Below are 19280 nucleotides of genomic sequence, written 5' to 3' on the forward strand. Positions count from 1 at the left end.
ATCATGCCCATTCCTGCAAAAACGTCATTCGTGCAGCCCCAAACTCAATCTCAACTGCTTGTGGATCTCAAGGTCGTTCCACTCTCGCCCTGTATTGGGGCAGAGATCGAGGGAATTGATCTGTGCTATCCATTGACGCGGGATGAGCAAGCCACTCTAGATCTTCTTCGTCAGCGCTACAAGGTTCTATGCTTTCGGAATCAGTCCTTGACGGTTGAACAATTGATTCGATTCGCGAGTCAATTTGGAGAGTTAGAGCAATACGTGAGTGACGGTTTGCAGGCGGGAAGGAGTGTTCATCAGGATTATCCAGAATTAGTGTCTTTCTGCTACAACACCGATTACCCAGGTCGGGAAAATTTTTGGCACTACGATATTGCTCCGCAGGGCACTCCCTATGCTGCTGCGATTTTGAGAGCGGTGCAGGTGCCGGAATTGGGGGGAGACACTTTATTTACAGATGTCGGTGCAGCATATCGAGCGTTGAGTCAGGAGATGAAGCAAACTTTAGCGGGGTTAGTTGCCCTAAATGACTATTTGCCGATTCGGCGGATTGCCAGAGCCAAGGGAATGTCTGAGGCTACTTTAGCTTGTTATGATGCAATTTTTCCAATCGTTGAAGCGCCGCTCGTGCAGAATCATCCGGTTACGGGAGAACCGATTTTGTGGGTGAATTCTACTTTTACAATTCGGATCAAAGATCTGCCCGATGCAGAATCACGATCTCTCTTAAACCATCTAACCGAGCATTACAAACTGCCTGAATTTCAATGTCGGTTTCGCTGGACACCGAATGCGATCGCGTTTTGGGACAACTGGGCATGTCAGCACTATGCCATCAACGATTACTATCCTCAGACTCGGATCATGGAACGACTTTCACTTGTGAGTTGGAGCAATGACAATGGCTGCGAGTACAAGTAACTACCCGATGGAAATTAGCGTTGCCATTGTGGTGATGTGTCTGTTGGTGATTGCAATTCTCTGGCTGCCTGACATTTTAAACAAAGACTAATGCAGTGTAATTCATGGGAGAGCACAGATGACAACAGGCTCGAACGCAGGACGGATGAGCGAGGTTGAAGCTCAGTTGATCAGCCGAGCAATACAGGATGCAGCATTCCGCGATCGTTTGATTGCAGATCCAAAGGCTATTCTTGCTGAACAGGGGCTAGCAGTTTCAGAAGATGTAAAAATTCAAGTTTTGCAAGAGACATCAAGCCAGTATTATCTTGTGCTACCAGCAGAATACAGTGCTGCTGACAGTACGATCGCGCTATCAGATACTGAGCTAGAAGCGATTGCAGGGGGAGCTGCGAGTCAGGTGACTTCATGGACAGGTTGTGGTACCGGGCAATCTGGTTGTATTGTGTCTAACATTTGTAATAGCTCACCCCCTGAGGGGGCTGCAGGCGCGGGTGGTCCTTTCGTACCAACACGCTAGCCATACGCTCAAATATCCAATCCTGATGATACTGGTTTCTATAAGTTGACCTTTCGTACAATATTCCTGACTTCATTAGTGTTTCATAACGTATGAAATTCAGCCCAGATCGCACGGTTAAGGCTCATGTCTTCGCGCTCGATCTGCACTGAATGGGTTCCTCTACTAGCGAGTAATTTTATGACCACCAGCAACCCATCTTCATCCCGTATGACTGATGTTGAATCACAGTTAATTGCTCAGGCAACGCGAGATGCTGAATTTCGCGATCGTCTGATTGCGAATCCCAAAGCAGTTCTAGCGGAACAAGGTATCACGATTCCAGATGACGTACAGATTCAAATTTTGCAGGAGTCTGCTCGTCAGTATTACTTGATCTTACCTGTGGTTGAAGTCAGCGATGCTACCAAATTATCGGAACAAGAATTAGAGACTGTGGCAGGGGGAGGAATGGCTGGACTCAGTTATACCTGGAATAGCGGCTGGACAGGCTGTGCGGGTGGATGTGGTCTGTGATTCAGGGCTTTGGTTGTGAGAATTATTACAAGAGTTAGAAGCGGTGGCTGGGGGAGTAACTATATATGTCTCTTCTTGGACGGGTTGCGGTTCTGGAAATTCGAGATGCTACTGGAGTGCTGGCGCTCAAGGCTGCTGATTAGGATGAAAGACATCTGACTCAAGCAGCCTGTTTGTTGGATTGCATTCTCTCTTGCTCAATCTATCACCAATGTTTCATCTACTGGAGATTAAATTTCTATGACTACTAGCGATTCGACTCCATCAGCACGAATGACAGAGATTGAAGTGCAGTTAATTCGTCAAGCAACGCAGGATAAGGCATTCCGCAATCGCTTGCTCACCGACCCGAAAAGTGTCCTCAAAGAGCAGGGATTAGCTCTCCCCGATGACGTGCAAATTCAAGTCTTACAAGAAACTTCCAATCAGTACTATCTCATTCTGCCAGCAAGCAATGTCTCATCCTCAGAAGGTATTTTACTCTCTGATCAAGAACTAGAAGGCGTGGCTGGGGGTTCAGCTACAGGTACAGCTTGGACAGGGTGCAATTGCATCATTAGCGCAACTCAAGGAAGATTAACTTGTTGATGGGAAATGCCAGGTAGAGAGGCAAAAACACCTGCTGCGCTTTTTTAGTAGATTGAAATCATAACACTCAGCAGAGATGACAGCAGCCATCAGACTCAGATGCTCTGTCTGTCCAGGTTGAGTTCCGCCTGCTCAATCGGTGATTTATCAATTGGAGATTAAATTTCTATGACTACCAGCGATTCGACTCCATCAGCACGAATGACAGAGATTGAAGCACAGTTAATCCATAAAGCAATGCAGGATATGGCATTTCGCGATCGTCTTTTAGCTAACCCCAAAGCCGTTCTCGCTGAACAAGGCTTAGTCGTACCTGATGATATTCAAATTCAGGTGTTGCAGGAAACTTCCAATCAGTACTTCCTTGTCTTACCGACACTGTCATTATCTGAAGAGGAGACCGTTGATCTATCCGATTCAGAATTAGAGACAGTTTCTGGAGGTGTAGATACGACTAACACTTCGTGGACTGGATGTGCTTCTGGGCGATCAGGATGTATCGTCTCTACTAACTGCCAGGCTCGTGACTATCCTGGTACTTGGTAAAAGCGGGTTCAGGTGAGCCAATTTTCCGGTTTTGAGATTGGTTGAGCAGAGCAGGCTATCGAAAGTTCAAGCAGCACTGTGACAAGACAAACTTTCAAGGATGACCAGATTATTACCATGAGTATGCACGAAATATCTGCATCTGGACGCATCACAGATGTAGAAGCGCAAATTATCAATCAGGCAATTCAGGATAGTGCGTTTCGCGATCGCTTGCTCACTAATCCCAAAGCAGTTCTCTCAGAACAAGGGTTAGCAATTCCAGAAGATGTGCAAATCCAAGTGTTACAGGAAACGGCTAATCAGTACTATTTGATCTTGCCCTCAATGAGCGGAACAGAGCCAGCGAGTGCGCCCCCACTTTCTGAGGCTGAACTAGAAGCTATCTCCGGTGGTGCGGGCATTGGTAGACCAAGAACATCTAACACAAGCTGGACGGGCTGTGCATCAGGACAAAGTGGCTGTGTTGCGGGATAGTGAGGACTAGGAGTAATGTTTTGTGGAGTTAACCCAGGAGATTGACCGTGAATGCGAATGAGATGCCTGCAATCGGACGGATGGCAGATTTGGAGACACAATTGATTGATCAAGCAATGCAAGATAGTGCATTTCGCGATCGCTTGCTCACCAATCCTAAATCAGTTCTCTCAGAACGAGGTTTGACCGTGCCCGATGAGGTGCAAATCCAAGTTCTTCAAGAGACTTCAAGCCAGTTCTATCTCGTGCTTCCATCACTTGCTGATGAGTCGGGATCAGAGGCGATCGCACTCTCCGATGCAGAGTTAGAGGCAGTCTCAGGAGGAGGATCTAATGTGTCCTCCTGGACGGGCTGCGCATCTGGGCGAGTAGGGTGTGTTTTGAGTACCCCAGAGACGACCCCGACGACCCCAACAAGTTCCTCTTCTTCAGGTTACACTCCCCCAAACACTCCAAATCCATCGTATTAACCAATCCTCTATTCCTATTTTTGCTGAGTTAATTTTAGGAGAAACATATGTCAGATTTCACTTCCCCATCGGGGCGGATGACGGAGATTGAAGCGCAGTTAGTGAGCCGGGCGGCCCAAGACCTGGCATTCCGCGATCGCCTGCTCGCTAACCCTAAAACCGTTTTAGCAGAGCAAGGACTCGTTATCCCAGACGATGTGCAAATTCAGGTCTTACAAGAAACACCCAATCAATATTATCTAGTCCTGCCTGAAGCCGTGACAGGGTCGGAATCTGAAGCAAATGCGTTGTCAGAGCAAGAATTGGAAGCGATTGCTGGAGGATCTTCTACTTTCTCGACTTGCAAAACGGGATGGACAGGCTGTGGTTCCGGGCAGAGTGGATGCGCGATTAATGTTTTATAGCTCCTGAATCTGAAGCGTCTGCATGACCAGAGGTAGCTGACTGAGACAAGATTAGAATTTTACCCACGTTGAGTGCAAAATTACGAGGACTAGCATCATGACGACCAACGATATGTCTGCATCTGGGCGCATAGCATCACTGGAAACGCAACTAGTCAATCAGGCAATGCAGGATAGTACATTCCGCGATCGCTTGCTGACCAATCCCAAAGCGGTTCTGGCAGAACAGGGTTTGAGCGTGCCCGATGACGTGGAAATCCAAGTTTTACAAGAAACGCCGAATCAGTTCTATCTCGTGCTTCCAGCAGCACCCACCTCGGAATCAGATACAATCGCGCTGTCCGATCGCGAATTAGAAGCAGTGGCAGGGGGCGCAGATTCAGGAGTCTCTTCTTGGACGGGCTGTGCTTCTGGACAGGCGGGTTGCGTTTATAGCAATGGCTGCACTTACATCTGTGCAGGAGGAGCTTAGCCCCCCTACTCTGCCCAATATCAATTTATTCACAGGCAACTTATGAGACAGAGCATCTTTTCCCGTTTCGCAATCTTGCCAGAACTGAACGGCGATTATCCTTTGCTCCCAGAGCAGATCGAAACGTTTCAACAAATGGGGCATCTGCGGCTCGATAGCATAATGACGATAGATGAAATCGCAGCCTATCGTCCTGGACTCGTAGCAGCCGTCAATCGCTACGATCTAGAACGCAAAGCAATGGAGAAATCTGTCGCAGGGCAAAGTCAGGGTTGGAAATTTGTCGAAAATCTCTGGCAACTGGATGCGACCGCTCGCCAATTTGTTCTAGCAAAACGATTTGGAAAAATTGCAGCTGATCTCTTAGGTGTGGATACCGTTCGATTGTTTCGGGATCAGTCCTACTTCAAAGACCCCGGTGGTGGTAACACTCCTTGGCATCAGGATGGCTACTTCATGCCCCTTGATACCCAGAAAATTGTCACGATGTGGATTGCCATTTCCGATGTGTCGGCTGACATGGCTCCGATGACCTTCGTGACAGGTTCTCATTTACAAGGCTATATGGGAACCTCGATGCCGATGGATGCTTCCCTGAACGAGTTTGAACATGCGATCGCACAACGGGGCTTCCAGTTCTGCAACTATGGCGCGATGGCAGCCGGAGATGCCAGCTTCCATTGGGGGTGGACGCTCCACAGTTCTCGCCAAAACACCGATCACAGCACCCGCGAAGCCTTCGTGGTGGTTTACTATGCCGATGGAGCTAGGGTATCGATGCCACCCGTATCCTCAAACGCTCTGCCCCAAGAGCACTTTGCTGCTGTGATTCGCCAGCATAATCTCAATACCTGTCTTCCCGGATTGCAGTCAGGAGATCTCGCCGTCACCGACATGAATCCGATCGTCTATCAGCGATCATAGGAGCTTTTACCATGTGGTTGTACTCCCTGGAACACTCTCTGACTCAAATTGAGCCAAACCTGACGCCCTTGATTGCTCCCAAAGCCCTAGAACAGTTGAAAGCAGTCAGTCGGTTCTTTCCCGATGCGCTGACCGACACCTATGGATTTGAGTATCGGCTGGCTCCCGCCTCATCAACAGTTGATTTTGCCATTCATATCGACAAACCCGAAGGTGCAATTCTCGCCGGATATCATCCCAACCAGCGGCTTCCAGAGGTCTTCGATCGCCATCCGGCGTGGCAACAGATTCAGCAGTTTTGTGCTGCTTGGGCTGATCCGTCCGCTTTGCTGCACTATCACATTGCCGATCTGTGGCTAGAGTTTGATTTAGAGCGTGATCAGGTTGACGATCTGCCTGTCCCCGGAGTGTTATTTAGACCAGAGCAAAGCCAACCCAGTCTTTCTACTAGGTATGACTGGATTTGGGAACAAGCACTGCCTTTGCTTCTAAATACAGCACTTCCAGATGCGGTGCAAGCTAAACTGATCGAATGTCTGACCTGCCTTCCCGCCAAAACCGGGGTATTTCAAGTGGGAGTGATGTTGAGCCGAAGCGTGCAGGCTGTGCGCTTGTGTTTGGTTGGCTCACCCTCTCAATTGATTCCCTATCTTGCGACCCTGGGCTGGCAAGGCGATGTTGCAGAGCTAGAAGCGATCGCCCATGCTCTCATGCCCTACGTCGATGGCATCATCTTGTCTCTTGATGTGGGAGAACACCTCTATCCGCGAATCGGTATTGAAGGCATTTATCTGTCTCGCTATCTGCCCTGTGTTAATGGACAATGGCGTTCTCTTCTCAATCATCTCGTCCAAGAAGGACTGTGTGAGGCACAAACCCGAGATGCGCTCTTACAGTATTCAGGTTATAGCGTGGGTAAAGCGATTCATCAACGCATTTATGTACGAGGATTGAATCATCTCAAATTACTCTATCAACCTGGGTTACCCCTTGCTGCCAAAATCTATTTTGGAGTGATGCACAAGTCAACAAGCTGCTTGGTAAATCCTGTTCATGTTCCAGTCGCTTCGTTGAACTCTGAAAACAGAATATCTCTGCACAAGAAACCTCGATCGCTGGATTCAGCCTTATCTTCAGCCGTGAGCTTTTTGTTAGCAGCTCGTGATCCTCAGGGATGGTGGGCAGATTTTCGCTTAGCAGCAGGCATCAGCGATGAATGGGTAACTGGATATGTGGGAATGATGTTGTCTGGCGTGTCAGATGATCGTGTTCCATCGGTCATGCAACAGTCCTGGAAGCTGCTGAATACCCGCACTCACCGAGCAAATCAGACGTGGGGATATAACCGCTTTCCACCCGGAGATGCAGACAGTACAGGATGGGCAATTCAGTTAGCAGCGACCTTAGAAGAAACAGAGTCAGAGCGAATCCAGCAGGCGGTGCGTTCTCTACTGTCCCATCAACGACCGGATGGCGGCTTTTCGACCTATGAGCGAGCAGAACCGATTCGAGCCTTTATCCATGCGCCACCAGAACAGACTTTAGAGGGTTGGTGTGGTTCTCATCCCTGTGTGAGTGCTGCGATCGCGACTTTACCCCATGGAATTTTACCGTCCACTTGTCGATCGCGATTGCACCACTATTTACAATCGACTCAATCAGCAGATGGAAACTGGGACGCTTACTGGTGGCAAGATCCTGAATACAGTACAGCCCTAGCAGCAGCAGCGATCGCGGTATCTCAACCAGATTCACCACGCATCACTCAAGCAGTCAATTGGGGACTGAATCGCTTGACTGACGAAGGCTTTATCCCCACATTAGATCATCCTACGGGTTCCCCGTTTGCGACTGCCTGGTGTCTGCGTTTGTTGTTATTGCAGCCAGAAAATCCTGCTGTTCAGGCAGCAATCGTCACTGTAATGGATTGGCTTTTAGACCAGCAACAGCCTGATGGTTCTTGGGCTGCTTCCGCTCGATTGCGAGTTCCCTACCCGGATGACCAAATGCCCAATCAATTTGACCAATGGATTTACCACGGAACGGTTCAAGGCAGTCTCGTATTTGATCACGCTCGCATCTTTACCACCGCAACGATTCTACAAGCATTAGCTCAATTCCAGCTCTACTCGTCGAAGCACCTGGACGGGAAATCAGTTCAAGATGAATTAACAACAGTTTTGGCATAACAACTAATCCGATGACAGGAAATCGTGAATGAATTTTACAAAAACTGGGATCACTACCGCACAATTGCATCGTCTTGTCGCTCAAGCAAGTACGCTCTACGAACGGCTTGACTCCTCGATTTTCTTACCCGCTTTAGATTCGTTCGGTGAATCCCGATTACAATCGCGCTTAGATGCCTGGTGTCAAGCGGTTGCCAAAGGCGATCGCGATCGCTTTCATGAGATTTTAACCTGGGATGGATTGACGCTAGAGCAAGCAATGCAGGCAATCTCCCCCGTCGAAGTTCGTTCAGGTGTGCCATTGCCTGCTTGGGCAGAACTGCTGAGAACCGTCTTGGACTTTGCACCGTCTACATTGACCCTTCGAGACCCATCAGCGACTCGCTTTCTAGACGCGGAGAATCCTCTGCCGTTTGAGGAGGTTTTTACCCCCTTTGTGTCCGTAGCTCAGCAAACTTTAGCTGAGCAGACCCATCACCTCACGCCACGCCTCAGCAACCTCGCTCATGCAGCTTTAGAGCGATCGCTCCTCACTCACCTGATTGATACTGCTTCTCACGCGATCGATCTGACCTTCAGAAATTGGCGAGGACATCAACAGTCCTCTTTTTCTCGCTTGCTCAATCAACTTCAAGCAGTCCCCGGTAACAGTCTTTATCTCAAATTTGTGCAGGAAATGCTGCAAGGCAAGCTGCAATTATTTCTGCAAGAGTATCCCGTACTCGCTCGCTTGTTAGCGACTCAAACCCTCCATTGGATTAACTTTCATACTGAATTTCTCCAGCACTTAGATGCAGATTGGACTGAGATCGCCACAACGTTCACACCGGATCAAACGCTAGGGCAAGTGACAACGATCAAGCCAGCGCTCTCTGATTCACACCGAGATGGGCGAATGGTCATGGCACTGGAGATCGAACCGAATTTGCACTTGATTTACAAGCCAAAACCTCTGGGAATCGAATATGCCTATAACAAACTGCTAACCTGGCTCAACGATCGAGGATGTCCCCTGCCGCTCAAAGCCTTACAAATTCTTTACCGAGAAACCTATGCCTGGGTAGAATTTGCCGAAGTTCGCCCTTGTGAAAATACTCATCAGCTTGAACGGTTCTATCAACGGGCAGGCATGATTCTCTGCTTGATGTATGTACTCGAAGCGACAGATTGTCACTTTGAAAATCTGATCGCGAGTGGCGAACATCTCGTGGTGATTGATGCTGAAACCTTACTGCATCCGCGATTTAAATCCGAATCGATCGAGCTAGCTCAAACGGCTCAGAGCATGGCACTGTATCAAATGGGAAATTCTGTCTTACGAACGGCGCTGTTACCGTCTTGGGAGATGGATGATCAAAATAGCACGGTCTTTGACTACAGTGGACTCGGCAGCTATGAAGACTGGAATCTAGTCTACAGAGGTTTACAGTGGTATCAGACGAATACCGACCAAATGGTTTTGAGACTGCAAGACATTCCAGTGCCACCGCCCGTTGGCAATGCTCCGACATTGAATGGGCAAGTTGCTCATCTGCGAGACTGGGTCGATGCAGTCATGACTGGATTTGAGCAGATGTATCGGTTTCTGCTTTCACATCGAGAGGCACTGCTCGCAAAGGACAGTCCTTTGGGGAATATGGAATCGCAATCGATTCGAGTTGTCTTTCGGCGCACCAATATTTATTTCAAATTACTCAAAAAACTCAGAAACCCAGAATATCTCCGAGATGGAGCCGATCGCAGTATTGAATTAGAACTCCTGAAACGGGCGATGATTTCCGCACAGGACAGACCGCCTTTTTGGTCAGTGATTCGATCAGAGCAGCGACAAATGGAACAATTAGACATTCCTTGTTTCACAGTTGCTGCAAATCAAGCGGTACTAGAGTTGCCCGATAGTCGAGTCGAGAACTTTTTAGGAGACCCCAGTTTTGAAGTCATGCTAGATCGGGTTCGGCACTTGAGCGATGCGGATCTGAAGTTTCAATCCCAATTGATTTATGCCAGTTTAGGAGCAAGAACGATCGCTGGACATGGAACTGCGGTAGATGAATCCTTAATGCAACAATCCGAGCAGCGCAGTTTGAGCCACGATGCACTCCTTGCAGAAGCGATCGAGATTGCTCAACGTCTTCAAGAGCGTGCGATTTCTGCTCCAGATGGCAGTGTGACCTGGCTTGCTCCGCAGTTCATGCCTCAAGATGAGCGATTCCATCTCCAGCCCACAGACAATGGACTTTATGACGGCAAATTAGGAATTGCTCTGTTCCTCGCGGCACTGGCACAGGTGACTTCAGAGAATCAGTATCGACACTTGTGTATGCACACATTACAAGAGCTTCATCAGTCGCTCAATCAGCCGGAACCGAACCTTTCAAGTGATATCGGAACAGCAATTGGACTCGGCGGTACAATCTATAGCCTGACACAGATTAGCCTATTTCTAGACGATCAAACGCTCCTCGAACAGGCTGTGAAAGTTGCACATTCTCTGACTCCAGAGACGATTGAGCGCGATCGACGTTTCGATATCATTTCGGGCACCGCAGGAGCGCTATTGAGCTTGCTCAAACTCTATCGCGTTACTGAAGATGCTACAGTGCTAAAATCTGCGATTGCGTGTGGTCAGCATTTACTCAATGAAAGTACGCCGATGGCACAAGGTCGAGCCTGGAAAACGCTAGATGGGCAACCACTCGCAGGTTTCTCGCATGGAGCTGCTGGAATTGCCTATGCATTGTTGCATTTAGCCGAGGTGTCTGGACAAGTTGAATTTCGGACGGCGGCAATTGAAGCGATCGCATATGAACAAAGTCTCTTCATTCCCGCAGTCGGTAATTGGCCAGATTTACGAGATTTTTCAGCGCTGATTCGAGGTGATCGTCGCAAAGTAGAAATCCCCCTGATGTCGAGTTGGTGTCATGGTGCAACGGGGATTGGTCTCGCTCGGGTAGGGGGCTTGCAGCAGTTTGCGACTGATGAAATTCACCAAGAAATTGAAACCGCAATTCAAACCACAACTCATTTTCTGACCTTATCAGGAGTTGAACAGCTTTGCTGCGGCAAGATGGGGCAAATTGAGTTGCTGTTGACCGCGAGCGATCGTCTGGCTCAGCCTAGTTTACTCGCTGATGCTCAACGGTATGCATCTCAAGTTATTCACTCCGCAAAACGACAAGGGGGATACAAGCTAGAAGCAGCGCTTCCGATTAGCGTCTATGTTCCTAGTTTCTTCCGAGGAGAGGCAGGAATTGGTTATACCTTGCTCCGGTTGATCGCACCTGCCCAAGTTCCTTCGGCATTGTTGTTTGACTAAGTGATGTGATGAGATAAGCAATTGAATTCTATGGAATCTTATAGAATTCGGGGCGAATTGAACAAAGTCCGCTGAAGAGGATGAGAAGCAGTTTCAGCGGACTTTGTTCTGTGTACTGAAATCAATTAATCTAACTGCCTAGCCGCCAATCTAGCAAACAGTCCATCTTGATTCACCAATTCATCAAACGTCCCAACCTGCACAATTCGCCCTGCTTCCATGACATAGATACGATCGGCATTGCGAATCGTACTCAGACGATGAGCCACTACAATTCGACTCGCATTTAACCGATCCAAACTCTCAGTCACGATCGCTTGAGTCCGATTATCCAAAGCACTCGTCGCTTCATCAAACAAAATAATCTTCGGCTTCAACACGATCGCCCGTGCAATCAATAATCGCTGCCGTTGTCCACCTGACAAGTTCAGCCCCCCTTCACTCACAACCGTGTGCATTCCCATCGGCATATTCTGAATATCCTCAGCGAACCCTGCCATCTCAGCCGCTTCCCACACCTGCTCTAAAGAAACAAGCGCTCCGCCCGTAATGCTCTCAGAAATCGAACCTGCACCAATTCGACCATTCTGCAACACGACCCCAAGCTGTCGTCGCACCGCCTGCACATCCAAACCTGCGAGATCCTGACCGTCATAAAACACGGTGCCTGCACTGGCTTGTTCAAAGCCAAGGATGAGCCGCAACAGCGTCGATTTTCCACTTCCAGACGCTCCGACCAGTGCCACAAACTCTCCAGGTTCTACCGTCAAACTCACATCATCCAGAATCATCGGACCATCTTCGCGATAACGAAAAGCAATATGATCAAGCGCGATCGCACCTCGCAATCGACCGGGATCAGCTTTCGTGAGATCCGCTTCTGGTTTCCCTTTGACGATCGGTTCTGCCCGCTCCCATAGCGGCACAATGTTTAACAGATCCGTGACCGTATTGCTGAGATCATTCACCCCCCCTAAAAACGTGCCATAGGCAGAATTGAATGCCATAAATGTCCCCAGTGTTAGCCCTGGGATGCCTTCTTTTTGTGCCGCTTCGATAAACGAAAGTGCAAACCAGTAAATCAGAACAGAACTGAGCACAGGCAATGCTTCAGTCAAGACGGTTACACTGTTATCAATGCGCTGAATTCCAGCAAGTAACCGGATGCGCTGGCTAAATAACTTTGTCCAGGCTCCAAAGGCGCGATTCTCAGCTGCCGCTACCCGCAGTTTTGCTACCCCATTAATCAGTTCCACATTCAGACCGTTTAATTTGCCATCCAGCGCTTCTTTTTTGCGCGTCTTGCGAACCATCAATAAGCTCGACACCGAAGTCAGTATGGAAATGACGATCGTGATGCAAATACCCACAAACGCTAATTTCACGCTGTAGATGAACATCAGTGCTAGATTCAACAGAGCAAAAACTGCATTGAGTAACGTGCGCTGAGTTGCGCCACTCAATTGAGCGCGAATTTGGCTAATCGTCAACATTCGCAGCAGCAAATCGCCTGTATTGTATTGGCGAAAAAACGCTGGAGGCAATTGTAAGAGCCGATCCCACACTGCCGTTTGCAAGGTTAGGTCGGCAGCATTTTCGACCCGAATCGATGCTAATCCTCGCGTCATCTCAAAGGCAGCTTTCCCACAAGCCGCCGCAAACAATCCCAATCCCAACTGCCATACGATTTCGCGATCGCCAGAAGGAATTGCATCGCTAATCAACAGATTCGTCGCCTGTGGCACAACCATCCCCAACAGCGATCCCAAGATTCCCATACTGACCACAATGATCAAATCTGGAATATGCCCCCGAACCGCAAAGCTCAAAATATCTGAAATACGAGTCAGAGTCTCAGGCAGCGCCCGATAAAACATATAAGCATCACTGCTCAGCGTGTTCGCAATCTCATCCGTCACTAAGGTTCGCTGAAGCGTGATCGGATCAAATAGTTCGTAGCGATTGCCGCGAACTTGCAATAAAGCCACAGGCTGATTGTCTTGGGTATAAGCGAGCAGAGAGCCATTCTCTTTTTGCCACCAGTTTCCCACAAGTTTGACCTGGCGGGTGCGAAACTTAGAAGCTCGCGCGATCGCGTCAAGGGGATCTCTCAGCCGTTTCACGTCTTCTGAAGCAGCAGGAGGACGAACGGGAATCCCTAGCGCATGGCCTACCGCTCCGGCAGCCACTAACAGAAATGAGCCTTCTTGCAACGGCATCGTACCCGCAGGTTCTAGCGTTGAGACTAGCTCCTGCATTGCACCGACCGTGATCTGATGATTCAGGCGTTCTCGTTCTTGAAATCGCTGAAATTCACTTTCTAGATCGATCTGTTCTAACTGATTGATGTAGGTCAATCCATAGGTGTGAAAGCGCGCTAAACTCTCCGAGAATTCGTGTTCAAGGTCGATTTCTTCAAGCGGAACACTTTCCACTTCTACCTGATTTTCTGCGACGAGCCAAGTCTCTGAGGTCAGAGGAAACAGCGGACTGTTGACCTCTAAGTTCAACAGGTCAAATCCCAGCCAGGATACTCTCCCTTGCTGAATCCGAATCCACTGAACTTGCCCGGCTGGAGCTTGCAGCACTTGTTGAGGAAACAAAGGGAAGTAGCGGGATGTTGCTTGGATAGTTTTGCCAGCACTTTCGATTTCGGTTAAAGGATATTGTTTAAACCAACCATTCCAGTGCTGAATCCAGCCTTCGACCCAAATGCCTAGATCAGGATCAGCTGCCATTTTCGCTGTAAAATCTGCGATCGTAAAAGCAGTCAGTTCTGTCTCTTGGGCTGCGACTGCAATCACACCCCGCTGTTCCCGCTCATTGCCCGTTGGCAAGAGAGGCACGTCAAACAACACTTCTCCTGCTTCTAAGGTGAATAAATAGCGTCGAGTTCCTTTAGGCTCGTTCTGCTCATCGAGTGCCGTTGCAAAGAGGGAAACTGCACCAGATTCAACCCGCCAAACTCGATCGCGCTGTGCCAGCAGCAACGGGGTGTTACCTTTTAAGAGTTGAGAGGCTGGCGTGAAGAGAGATTCAAACATGATGTGAAGAGAACACAGTGCATTGAGGACGAGAAATCTAATTAAGCGATCGCGCTTTCGGCTTCACTTGTCGTTGTGCTGATCAGGGCTTGATAGGTTCCGGGTTGCTGCCGTAGCTCGTCGTGAGTGCCCCGCTGTACGACTTTGCCTTTTTCCAGCACAATGATTTCGTCGCAATCTCGAATGGTGCTGAGTCGATGAGCGACAACTACACAGGAACAGCCTCGTCGTCTCAAATTGCGATCGATGATAAATTCGGTTTCAGCATCAAGCGCACTCGTCGCTTCATCCAGCACCAGAATCGAGGGATTTCTGACCAAAGCACGGGCGATTTCTAGTCGTTGTCGCTGTCCGCCACTCATGTTCATCCCGCCCTCGATCAGGGTGGCATCGTATCCACCTGGCATCGATAGAATCAAATCGTGAATCACAGCATCTTCACAGGCTTGGACTAAATCATCTAGGGGAATCGTGGCATCCCAGAGCGTGAGGTTATCCCGCACAGTTCCCCCAAACAAAAAGATATCCTGTTCGACCATGGCTAGAGAGTTTGCTAGCACCGATCGCGCAATCTGATCGCGCGGTCTGCCATCGAATAAGATTTCACCTTGCCAAGGCGCATATAAGCCCGTGATCAATTTGGCGATCGTCGATTTGCCAGAGCCACTGCCCCCTACTAATGCCACTCGTTGCCCAGGTTTAATCGTCAGACTTAAATTTTCGACTAAAGGCGCTTCCAATCTGCTGTAGCCAAATGAAAGATTGCGTAGTTCTAGATAGCCTTGTAATCGCACAGATTGAGCCGTGAGCATTTGACCACTATCTTGAGTGAGACTGCGTTCTGCCTCTGGATCGAGCGGATTTTGCAGCACATCATCCAGTCGATTCAAATCGGCTTCTAAATCTTGGAGCGTACTGCCAAAATTCAGCAAGCTATTCACTGGACTCAAAAAACTCTGAGTCAACGACTGATACGCAACGAGCATCCCAATGCTCAGGCTGCCTCCCATCACACGAAAGCCTCCAACCACTAGAATGGCAGTCGTCGCGATCGCCGTCAGAAAGGTCGGTACAGTCGATAAAATTTGGTTCGGTATCGCCGCTTCTCGCTGAACGTTAATCTTCTTCGCGTAATAGCCCGCGAACTTAGAAAACAGATCCGATTCTAATCCAGAAGCCTTGACGCTCTCGATCGATAACAAGCCTCCAATCGCGACCCCAATCGATTTTCCGCCTTCTTGTCCCAGTTTAGTATTGGCATCTTTGCGGCTCTCAGATAAGAGCTTGAGCATGAGGAGGTTTAAGCCTGCAAACACGATCGCGATCAGCGTCAGCACCCAATCATACGCAAACATGATGACACCATAGAGCGCAATCATCACCGTATCAATCACAGTCGTCGCTAACTGACTCGTAATCACCTGAGCAACTTTGTCATTCAGACTGGTGCGGCTACTAATTTCTCCTGCATAGCGTTGAGCATAGAATCCCACAGGTAAGCGCAAGGTATACCAGAGAAACTGCCCTGATAGTGTGACCGAGAGTTTGACCAGTAATCGCCGTAAATACGTCAGGCGAAGTCGCGCTAGCAACCCTTGGAGCAGCGCGGTCACAATCATCCCCAACAGCAACGGGCGCAACCACTCCTCTCGGTTTTGTACCAGCACTTCATCGACAAAGACTTGAGTAAACGCAGGAATCGCTAAACGGGGCAAGGTGAGCAGTAATCCAGCCAGTAAACAATATACGATCGCACGGCGAGAATAGTTCAAGCGTGCCACCAGCGCCGGGAGCATTCCCTGCTTCTTTCCGCCGCGCTCAAAATGAGCACCGGGCTGCATGATCAGAACTACGCCTGTATAGTTGGCGCTAAATTCCTCATGCGTCACCTTTCTGCGCCCCGAAGCAGGGTCATTTAGGAATACTTTATCCTGACCAAACTGTTCAACGACTAAGAAGTGATTAAATCCCCAAAAGATGATGCAAGGGAGTTGAGCTTCTTGCAGCCGTTCCAGTGACATTTTGAAGCCCTTTGCCTCCATGCCATAAAACCGCGCCGCTTTCATCATATTCGATGCCTTACTGCCATCGCGCGATACACCGCACTCCCGACGCAGTTCAGGTAAAGGTACAATCCGACCATAATACGCGAGGATAATCCCTAACGCTGCCGCTCCACACTCCACATTCTCCATCTGAATCAGCGTCGGAGTCTTGTGAGGATTGGGCTTAAGCGGCTCAAGCAAGCGGGAGATGAAGAAAGTCATGATCTCTAATACACTCCCGTCCAGCTACGAAATAGCGGGATGATGTAAGCGATCGGCGCAATCTCCCCAACTCGGACCTGCACAGTAGCAGTCGTTCCAGAGGTGAGAGTTTGATTGGGACCATTAGAAGAAGTCCACTGATAGCCGCTGAAGGTATTGCGATCCGGTTGAAGTTGGATCATCACTTGGACGGGGGCAGACTCTCCTGCAAGCTGTTTTGCCAGTTCAGCATTTCCGACTAACGTTGTGATACTTTGCGAACTCACAGGGTAAGGAGAAACTTCGATCACCTTGCCGACAATCCCGCCAAATCGCTCCCGTTTGGAAATACTGGGCGAAACTTGAGACATCATTCCGGCTTGAATTTGCTTCCCGTCTTTGTCAGGAAAAAACGTGAGGCTCACCAGTTGCTCTGCTGGGTCTTCAGCCTGAATTGCGCCTAGTCGCCCACCGGCTTCGATCACCTGCCCATTCATTGCAGCCACTTCTAAAACGCGACCATCATAAGGGCTGATAATCTTACCTTGAGTCGAAAGCTGTAACTCGAGTTGAGCAATTTTTCGCTTGACTTCATTAATTTGATTCGTCTTATCAAAGGTTTGTTGTAATTCTTGCTCGACGAGTTTTGCTTCTTGCGTGACGATCTCTTGCAGTTTATTCTGGGTTTCTTTAATCGAACCCTGATTCTGTAAATATTGCTGCTGAGTTTCCAATTCTTTGACATCAAGCTGCTGCAACTGAGTTTCTAAGTCTGCAATTTGCCCAATTTTTTCGTTATATTCTTGCTCAGCCTGAAGGACTGTATCGGAACTGACTCCCCCCATTTGCTGCAATTGACGACGAATGTTCACCCGTTCTTTCAAAATGGGCAGTTGATCTCGCATCTGAGACAATCGCAGTTCTAGTCCTTTGCGATTTTTTTCAACTGCGAGAATGCCCTTATCTCGTAAGACAGGCGCCATTGCTTGCCCTTCTTGTAACTGGGTTTGCAAGATCGTCTGCTGCTGTTGTAGGTTTTGGCGTTGTAGGGCGAGCTGTCGCTTTTGCGCTTCGCCTGTGGCTCCGGTTTGAGATTGCAATTGCTTGAGCTTCTCTTGCTCTTGCTGAAGTTCTTGCTGAGTTGCTGATTGATCAAGAATGCCTAGAATTTCTCCTTTACGGACTTCCTGACCTGGTTGCAGAGTCAGATTCACAATCCGCCCTGCACTGGGAGTCTGCACCTGTAAAACTCTACGGGGGCGAAGTAACACACCTTGTCCGGTCACATTGATCGGCAATCGACCAAAAATCCCCCAGAGCAGTGCAGCGATCGCAAGTCCTGCCATCGTTGCTAAGGGGATCCATGCTCTGAGATCAACGACCTCAACAAGTTGATCCAATTGTTCAGGGGAAGTTAAGCGATCGCTGGCTTCTTGCCGAAATAAGTTTTTAGAAGGCGTATTGTTCTGAGGCGTATTGCTCTGAGGCGTCGTTTTTTGAGTGGGTTTATCTTGTAGAGTCATCGCATACCTCTCACATTCAGTTGTCGGAGCATCCAATCAAACCTAGCTCCTCCTAAAGTCAATCCATCGAGTAATTCGAGATCGATTTCATCTTCATATCGCACCGATTCGGAAAGAAGTGCGCCAGCTTGATAGGTGTTTTGCCCATAGCCAAGGCGACTGATCAACCCTTCGAGTCGTTGCGAGAGCAAAATCGATAAAACCCGGTAAAACCGAGATGCCATCGCTGGATCTTGTTGTAGTTTGAGTGCCATCTGCTGCGTCGATAACACTAATAAAGTCGAGGGTTCGATCGCTTGAATCGTGTAATTGGAGAGGCGTGTGGTGAGTAGAGCAGTCTCGCCAAAAATTTCTCCTTTCGCAACGCGAGCAATTTCGCGCCCAACCACAGCTTCGCTGCCTTGAATGCGATCGAAGATACTCGCCATTCTGCTTTTCTGACCTTCCACGATCGCAATCGAGAGCATTCCTTCTAGAACAATGTAGAGTTTTTCGAGCATCCGCCCTGCCTGAACTAATTCTTCACCGGGGATCACATCTTGCACAACCGCATGTTCAATCATCCAGTCCACATCGCGATCGCTCAGTTCACCAAAGAGCAGGGGACCATCCTGTAACGGCGGGATTTGCAGCCCTTTGCGATGAGAAAATGTTTCTAGTAAATACTCAAACCGTTTGAGCAATAGAATCGCGATCGCGCGGTAAAATCTCGCAGCAAACTCAACATCGCGTTCAAAATGGGCTTGCAGTTGCTCATAGGGCAAAACCAGGACAGAAGAGGGTTCGACCGCTTGAACTGCAATAGAAGAGGGAGCTTTCGTCAAAAAAACAGTCTCTCCGACGACCTCTCCGATCTCAAAGCGCAGCACATCCTGTCGAGTCGAAGGATTGTCTAGAATTGCAGCATAAGCCCGCCCTAGAGTATTGCTCTGATCGCTTTGAATCGTCGCCACCAAAGCTCCTTCGAGAACGACGTAGAATGCTTCAGACACATCATTTTGTTGAATCAAGAACTGATGCGTCGCTACTTGCTGTTTACGACCTGCTTGCGTCATCCAATCAATATCGCTATCGATCAGTTCTTCGAGCAATACTTCTGCCATGCATTCTAGTCCTCATGA

Annotated in this window: 16 protein-coding genes; 12 read left to right on the forward strand and 4 right to left on the reverse strand. The window is 48.8% G+C overall.

Annotated elements, in window-relative coordinates:
- The first annotated feature begins 3 nt into the window (after positions 1–3).
- From ACMUEV_RS29235 to ACMUEV_RS29290, 12 genes are all read left to right on the forward strand, one after another.
- Entirely contained in the window at positions 4–924 is a 921-nt protein-coding gene (locus ACMUEV_RS29235) for a TauD/TfdA dioxygenase family protein (protein WP_190650301.1), read from the forward strand.
- A 118-nt stretch (positions 925–1042) separates the two neighbouring features.
- Positions 1043–1444, forward strand: coding sequence for an NHLP leader peptide family RiPP precursor (locus tag ACMUEV_RS29240; protein ID WP_190650299.1), 402 nt, complete (start codon positions 1043–1045; stop codon positions 1442–1444).
- A 210-nt stretch (positions 1445–1654) separates the two neighbouring features.
- Positions 1655–1960, forward strand: coding sequence for an NHLP leader peptide family RiPP precursor (locus ACMUEV_RS29245; protein WP_190650297.1), 306 nt, complete (start codon positions 1655–1657; stop codon positions 1958–1960).
- A gap of 240 nt (positions 1961–2200) precedes the next feature.
- A complete protein-coding gene (locus ACMUEV_RS29250) occupies positions 2201–2548 on the forward strand; it encodes an NHLP leader peptide family RiPP precursor (RefSeq protein ID WP_190650295.1) in 348 nt (115 codons plus the stop codon).
- Positions 2549–2716: 168 nt separating this feature from the next.
- Positions 2717–3094 carry an NHLP leader peptide family RiPP precursor gene (locus ACMUEV_RS29255; protein ID WP_242044334.1) on the forward strand — a complete coding sequence of 126 codons (378 nt, stop codon included), beginning with the start codon at positions 2717–2719 and terminating at the stop codon, positions 3092–3094.
- Between the two features lie 78 nt (positions 3095–3172).
- On the forward strand, positions 3173–3571 hold the full coding sequence (locus ACMUEV_RS29260) for an NHLP leader peptide family RiPP precursor (protein WP_190650293.1): 399 nt from the start codon (positions 3173–3175) through the stop codon (positions 3569–3571).
- A gap of 47 nt (positions 3572–3618) precedes the next feature.
- The gene (locus tag ACMUEV_RS29265) at positions 3619–4041 is read left to right on the forward strand and encodes an NHLP leader peptide family RiPP precursor (protein ID WP_190650291.1); all 423 of its coding nucleotides are present in this window, start codon (positions 3619–3621) and stop codon (positions 4039–4041) included.
- 47 nt (positions 4042–4088) lie between these two features.
- Positions 4089–4445, forward strand: a complete 357-nt coding sequence (locus ACMUEV_RS29270) for an NHLP leader peptide family RiPP precursor (RefSeq protein WP_190650288.1) — start codon at positions 4089–4091, stop codon at positions 4443–4445.
- A 97-nt stretch (positions 4446–4542) separates the two neighbouring features.
- On the forward strand, positions 4543–4917 hold the full coding sequence (locus ACMUEV_RS29275; protein ID WP_242044333.1) for an NHLP leader peptide family RiPP precursor: 375 nt from the start codon (positions 4543–4545) through the stop codon (positions 4915–4917).
- A 42-nt stretch (positions 4918–4959) separates the two neighbouring features.
- Positions 4960–5841: a phytanoyl-CoA dioxygenase family protein gene (locus ACMUEV_RS29280; RefSeq protein WP_190650286.1), complete on the forward strand. Its 882-nt coding sequence runs from the start codon at positions 4960–4962 to the stop codon at positions 5839–5841.
- An 11-nt stretch (positions 5842–5852) separates the two neighbouring features.
- The gene (locus ACMUEV_RS29285; protein WP_190650283.1) at positions 5853–8030 is read left to right on the forward strand and encodes a prenyltransferase/squalene oxidase repeat-containing protein; all 2178 of its coding nucleotides are present in this window, start codon (positions 5853–5855) and stop codon (positions 8028–8030) included.
- Positions 8031–8058: 28 nt separating this feature from the next.
- On the forward strand, positions 8059–11346 hold the full coding sequence (locus tag ACMUEV_RS29290; protein WP_190650281.1) for a type 2 lanthipeptide synthetase LanM family protein: 3288 nt from the start codon (positions 8059–8061) through the stop codon (positions 11344–11346).
- Between the two features lie 125 nt (positions 11347–11471).
- On the opposite strand, the gene ACMUEV_RS29295 is transcribed toward ACMUEV_RS29290, so the two are convergent.
- From ACMUEV_RS29295 to ACMUEV_RS29310, 4 genes are read right to left on the reverse strand one after another with little or no spacing between them, the layout of a single operon-like run.
- A complete protein-coding gene (locus ACMUEV_RS29295; protein ID WP_190650279.1) occupies positions 11472–14390 on the reverse strand; it encodes an NHLP bacteriocin export ABC transporter permease/ATPase subunit in 2919 nt (972 codons plus the stop codon).
- 41 nt (positions 14391–14431) lie between these two features.
- Entirely contained in the window at positions 14432–16657 is a 2226-nt protein-coding gene (locus ACMUEV_RS29300; RefSeq protein WP_190650277.1) for an NHLP family bacteriocin export ABC transporter peptidase/permease/ATPase subunit, read from the reverse strand.
- Between the two features lie 5 nt (positions 16658–16662).
- Positions 16663–18159 carry an NHLP bacteriocin system secretion protein gene (locus ACMUEV_RS29305; protein ID WP_190650275.1) on the reverse strand — a complete coding sequence of 499 codons (1497 nt, stop codon included), beginning with the start codon at positions 18157–18159 and terminating at the stop codon, positions 16663–16665.
- Entirely contained in the window at positions 18156–19262 is a 1107-nt protein-coding gene (locus tag ACMUEV_RS29310; RefSeq protein ID WP_190650273.1) for a cyclic nucleotide-binding domain-containing protein, read from the reverse strand. The genes ACMUEV_RS29305 and ACMUEV_RS29310 overlap by 4 nt, the downstream gene beginning before the upstream one ends.
- Positions 19263–19280 lie beyond the last annotated feature (18 nt).

This window comes from Leptolyngbya sp. FACHB-1624 (assembly GCF_047649235.1).
Lineage (GTDB): Bacteria > Cyanobacteriota > Cyanobacteriia > Leptolyngbyales > Leptolyngbyaceae > Leptolyngbya > Leptolyngbya boryana.

Excerpts from the sequence above, each read along its gene's own strand:
- ACMUEV_RS29235 (WP_190650301.1), top strand. The coding sequence starts at position 4 with ATGCCCATTCCTGCAAAAACGTCATTCGTGCAGCCCCAAACTCAATCT.
- ACMUEV_RS29240 (WP_190650299.1), top strand. The coding sequence starts at position 1,043 with ATGACAACAGGCTCGAACGCAGGACGGATGAGCGAGGTTGAAGCTCAG.
- ACMUEV_RS29245 (WP_190650297.1), top strand. The coding sequence starts at position 1,655 with ATGACTGATGTTGAATCACAGTTAATTGCTCAGGCAACGCGAGATGCT.
- ACMUEV_RS29250 (WP_190650295.1), top strand. The coding sequence starts at position 2,201 with ATGACTACTAGCGATTCGACTCCATCAGCACGAATGACAGAGATTGAA.
- ACMUEV_RS29255 (WP_242044334.1), top strand. The coding sequence starts at position 2,717 with ATGACTACCAGCGATTCGACTCCATCAGCACGAATGACAGAGATTGAA.
- ACMUEV_RS29270 (WP_190650288.1), top strand. The coding sequence starts at position 4,089 with ATGTCAGATTTCACTTCCCCATCGGGGCGGATGACGGAGATTGAAGCG.
- ACMUEV_RS29275 (WP_242044333.1), top strand. The coding sequence starts at position 4,543 with ATGACGACCAACGATATGTCTGCATCTGGGCGCATAGCATCACTGGAA.
- ACMUEV_RS29280 (WP_190650286.1), top strand. The coding sequence starts at position 4,960 with ATGAGACAGAGCATCTTTTCCCGTTTCGCAATCTTGCCAGAACTGAAC.
- ACMUEV_RS29285 (WP_190650283.1), top strand. The coding sequence starts at position 5,853 with ATGTGGTTGTACTCCCTGGAACACTCTCTGACTCAAATTGAGCCAAAC.
- ACMUEV_RS29290 (WP_190650281.1), top strand. The coding sequence starts at position 8,059 with ATGAATTTTACAAAAACTGGGATCACTACCGCACAATTGCATCGTCTT.
- ACMUEV_RS29295 (WP_190650279.1), bottom strand. The coding sequence starts at position 14,390 with ATGTTTGAATCTCTCTTCACGCCAGCCTCTCAACTCTTAAAAGGTAAC.
- ACMUEV_RS29300 (WP_190650277.1), bottom strand. The coding sequence starts at position 16,657 with ATGACTTTCTTCATCTCCCGCTTGCTTGAGCCGCTTAAGCCCAATCCT.
- ACMUEV_RS29305 (WP_190650275.1), bottom strand. The coding sequence starts at position 18,159 with ATGACTCTACAAGATAAACCCACTCAAAAAACGACGCCTCAGAGCAAT.
- ACMUEV_RS29310 (WP_190650273.1), bottom strand. The coding sequence starts at position 19,262 with ATGGCAGAAGTATTGCTCGAAGAACTGATCGATAGCGATATTGATTGG.